This is a genomic window from Rummeliibacillus sp. TYF005 (genome assembly GCF_003844195.1).
Classification (GTDB): Bacteria; Bacillota; Bacilli; order Bacillales_A; family Planococcaceae; genus Rummeliibacillus.
In genome coordinates this window covers 1-4,015 of the sequence record NZ_ML122621.1, presented here as the reverse complement: position 1 = coordinate 4,015, position 4,015 = coordinate 1, and the positions used below count along the sequence as shown (strand labels likewise).

Genomic DNA, 4,015 nt, shown 5'->3' with positions numbered 1-4,015 from the left:
TTTATAAAATTCTATGAATAATTCAGGTTATAGGTATTTATACTAAATATTTTATTCAAGTGCTTCCTTTTTTGATAAGGATTATTTTTAATTCTTTCAAAATTATGAAAATTGATGTATAATAGTGACAAATATTACAGAAGGGACGATGGGTGGACGATGATTCTATAATCTTATTTTTTATTTATTGGAATGCCATATTTCAATTTCAAAAAATAGGATTAGTCTGCCCATTTTCTTTATATACACAAAGCTATTGTTTTTGAATAGCTCGTTTTAAATCGGCGCAAAATGACTAGTCCTTCCAAAAATTTTTGGGGGGATTTTTTATTCTCCCTTTGAAAAGAGGGATATACAATATGCAGGAACTTTTAAAACTACAAAATATAAGCTTCGAATTTCAAGATCAAACTTTATTTGAAGATATAAATGCAACGATTCGAAGAGGTGAAATCATTGGTATCATTGGCAAAAATGGTGCTGGAAAATCTACATTATTACGTCTTATTCAAGGTAATTTAAAGCCTAGTAATGGGCAATTACATTATCCTCAAAAAAACATAACCACTTTCTATGTTAAACAAGAAGTAGCAACCTACCATTCCGAAAATGTAAATCCATTAGAGGCTACTCTTTTATCAAAATGGAATGTTCCAACAACTGATTTTAACTTTCTTAGTGGTGGTGAGAGGTTAAAAGCAAGACTTGCAGAAGGTTTATCAAAGGATGTCAATCTTCTATTACTAGATGAACCGACGAATCATTTAGATTTAAAAAGTACTGAGTTATTGATAAAGCTGATGAAAAATTATAAAGGTTCGATAATTGTTGTTTCTCATAACCGTTATTTTCTAGATAAAGTTGCTACAAAAATTTGGTCAATTGAAGACAAAAAGCTATTCGAACAATATGGAAATTATACTGATTACATCCAACATCGAGAACAAAGACGGCGCTCCCAGCAACTAGCGTTTGAAAAACAACAGAAAATGATAAAAAGGATTCAATCACAGATACATCAAATTTCAAATTGGTCTCAAATAGCTCATGGCCAATCAACGAAGCAAGATGGCTATAAAGAATACTATCGTGTAAAAGCAAAAGGAATGGATAAACAGGTAAAATCAAAAAGAAAGAGATTAGAGAATGAACTTGAGAAAGCAAAAGTAGAAAAAGTTTCCCCTGAATATACAGTTAAATTTTCCATTGACCACCATAAAAAGTTGGGAAAACGTTTTATAGAAGTTAAACATCTAGCAAAATCATTTGGAAGTCGAACATTATTTCGCGATGGCAATTTCACTATTCAACATGGTGAAAAAATAGCGATTATTGGGCCAAATGGCAATAGAAAAACAACATTCCTGAAAATGATTATGGGTCTTGAAACTTCAGATGGTGACATATGGGTTTCTCCAAGTGCAGATATTGGATACTTGACTCAAGAGGTATTTGATTTACCACTATCACAAACGCCTGAACAATTATTTTATAAAGAAAACTTCGAAGAAAGAAGCAAAGTTCAAAATTTGATGAAACACCTAGGGTTTACCGCAGCACAATGGAAAGAACCCATCTCTAAAATGAGTATGGGTGAACGTGTCAAATGCAAATTAATGTCATATATTTTGGAAGATAAGGACGCCCTTATTTTGGATGAACCAACGAATCACCTAGACTTACCATCTCGAGAACAATTAGAGGAAACATTATCTGAATATACTGGTACATTACTTGTCGTATCACACGATCTCTACTTTTTAAAGAAAATCACTACGAGTAAGCTTGTTTTCTCAAATAAAATGATTCAAAAGCAACTTGAATCAGTATCAGAAAATGAAACAAAAAAGAACTCAACAGAATTACGATTAAAGCTAGAAAATGAACGCCAAGAAGTCTTAGGAAGATTAAGTTTTTTATCCGCTAATGACCCCGAATATATACATCTTGACCAGAAGTTCAATGAATTAACTAGACAAATTAATGAGCTAAAATAATGTTCTAGAAATAAGTAAAGCCTACTTCCATCAAATGGATAGTAGGCTTTTATATTTTTCTACTGTGATAATTTAGCAACTCACAAATAATTCAACACACACAAGTACATGGCCGCGCTTCCACCCAAAACAAACAAATGCCATATTGCGTGATTAAATGGAATTTTGTTATTTTGATAAAAATACGTTCCTACAGTATATAAAATTCCACCCGTTAGTAATACAATAGCTCCCACCCAAGATATCTTATCTACTAAAGGGCGATATGCGATGACAATAAGCCATCCCATTGCAATATATATGATTAACGATAATGCATTATATCGATAGATGAAAAAGTATTTAAAGATCATTCCTAAGATGGTTAAGCCCCATTCAATACCAAAAATAACCCAACCAAGCTTTCCTCCTACACCTAAGAGAGCAATAGGTGTGTATGTCCCAGCTATTAATACATAGATGGAAGCGTGATCTAATCTCGAGAAAACTTGTTTATATTTTGAAAATCCATGAAACAAGGTTGATGCCAAATATAATGCCATCATCGAAACACCGAAAACAATAAAACTTACCATATGTAATGCAGACCCAAGAACATTTGCCTTTACAATTAGTAATATGAGCGCTGGAATGGAAAGTATGAAACCTAAACCATGTGTAATAACATTCCAAAATTCTTCGTTTTTAAAATTAAAGCCTATAGTTTCACTTGATCTAGTTGTTGTTGGTTCATTCATAAACAATCCCTCCTAAAAGCTTTTATTCTTTATACAATAATTATGCTTTTTTTATGGGACCGATTGAATTACCAGATGTCATGTATAAAAGATTACAAATATCATATTGACCATTGTTTATGGGGTACTCCTACAATCCAGATAAAAAATAACTCAATGATGTAGACTTGTTTATATATATCCACTTTCAAGCTTCAGATATACTCTTTATTGACCAAAATCAGCATTTGTTATAAATTCAGTCTTATTTAGTTTCAGTATAGTTCGTAATCTATCACTTACTTCACTTAAATTTTGCCTATTGGGAATATAATAATACACTTTGTTTACCAGCTGATCTGTTCCCTCTATGTCAATTGAATTTATGGATAAGTTGTTTAGTTTTGTATATTGCTTTTGCAAAGCATATAAATCATTGAAAGTTAAGTCTGTTTCAATGTTTTTACCTAGTATGTCTGATAGTTGTCCTACTTTAAGGATTGTTCCTGTTTTTAAAACTTGCTCCACCGTTGCTTTCAAAAATTGTCTTTGTCTTTCTTCTCGAGAATACGTGACATTCTCTACTCGTTTTCTCATTCTAACAAAAGCTAATGCCTCTTCCCCAGATAAATGTGCTTCCCCTTTTTTGAAATGGATTTTTTTCTTATTATAAATATTTTCTTCCCAAAATCCTTTCTTAATATCGATAGTGACACCACCTAGAGCATCCACAACATCCCGAAATGCTTCAAAATTAATCGCTACAAAATGATCTATTGGAATATTCAATAATTTCTCTACAGTTTCTACCTGAAGTTTAGCTTCTCCGTATCCTGATAATTCCCCATAGGTGTAAGCAGAATTGATCCTATGTATACCTGAATATTCACCGGCATTTTCAATATTCACTCTTGTATCTCTTGGAATAGTGACCATATGAACTTTTTTGGTATTAGGATCTAATGTCATTACAATTTGAGTATCTGCCCTCCCATCCTTTTTCTTGCTAGAGTAATCTTCTATTCCCAATAACAATATCGATACTGGATCTTTACTAAATGTAACTTCTTCTTCTCTTAATTCGGATCGATTATTTTTTCTTTGTAGATCAACTTTTGAATCATCCATTGCGTTTTTTACTTTAAAAAAAGCAAATGATCCATAACTTATGGAAACTAACAGTAAAACTATTGATGTTGCAATAACCCATCTTAAGATCTTGTTCTTTTTGCTTTTCCGATTTTTTTTGCCCCTACTATTGTCCATTATTGTTCTCCTCGTATATTAGTAGTAAGAGCTCTT

The 4,015-nt window shown here is 32.0% G+C and carries 3 protein-coding genes; 1 reads left to right on the top strand and 2 read right to left on the bottom strand.

Annotation, left to right across the window (positions count from 1 at the left end; all coding sequences use genetic code 11):
* Positions 1 to 359 precede the first annotated feature (359 nt).
* Positions 360 to 1,997 carry a ribosomal protection-like ABC-F family protein gene (gene abc-f, locus CW357_RS17740; protein ID WP_124218768.1) on the top strand — a complete coding sequence of 546 codons (1,638 nt, stop codon included), beginning with the start codon at positions 360 to 362 and terminating at the stop codon, positions 1,995 to 1,997.
* Between the two features lie 80 nt (positions 1,998 to 2,077).
* Here abc-f and CW357_RS17735 read toward each other — a convergent pair whose 3' ends face one another.
* Complete coding sequence (locus tag CW357_RS17735) at positions 2,078 to 2,734, bottom strand: PAQR family membrane homeostasis protein TrhA (RefSeq protein WP_119417047.1); 657 nt, start codon at positions 2,732 to 2,734, stop codon at positions 2,078 to 2,080.
* A 207-nt stretch (positions 2,735 to 2,941) separates the two neighbouring features.
* Complete coding sequence (locus tag CW357_RS17730; protein ID WP_124218766.1) at positions 2,942 to 3,979, bottom strand: LCP family protein; 1,038 nt, start codon at positions 3,977 to 3,979, stop codon at positions 2,942 to 2,944.
* Positions 3,980 to 4,015: the final 36 nt, after the last annotated feature.

What these genes read in the sequence shown, in the direction of transcription:
- abc-f (WP_124218768.1), top strand. Translation starts at nt 360, where the DNA reads ATGCAGGAACTTTTAAAACTACAAAATATAAGCTTCGAATTTCAAGAT.
- CW357_RS17735 (WP_119417047.1), bottom strand. Translation starts at nt 2,734, where the DNA reads ATGAATGAACCAACAACAACTAGATCAAGTGAAACTATAGGCTTTAAT.
- CW357_RS17730 (WP_124218766.1), bottom strand. Translation starts at nt 3,979, where the DNA reads ATGGACAATAGTAGGGGCAAAAAAAATCGGAAAAGCAAAAAGAACAAG.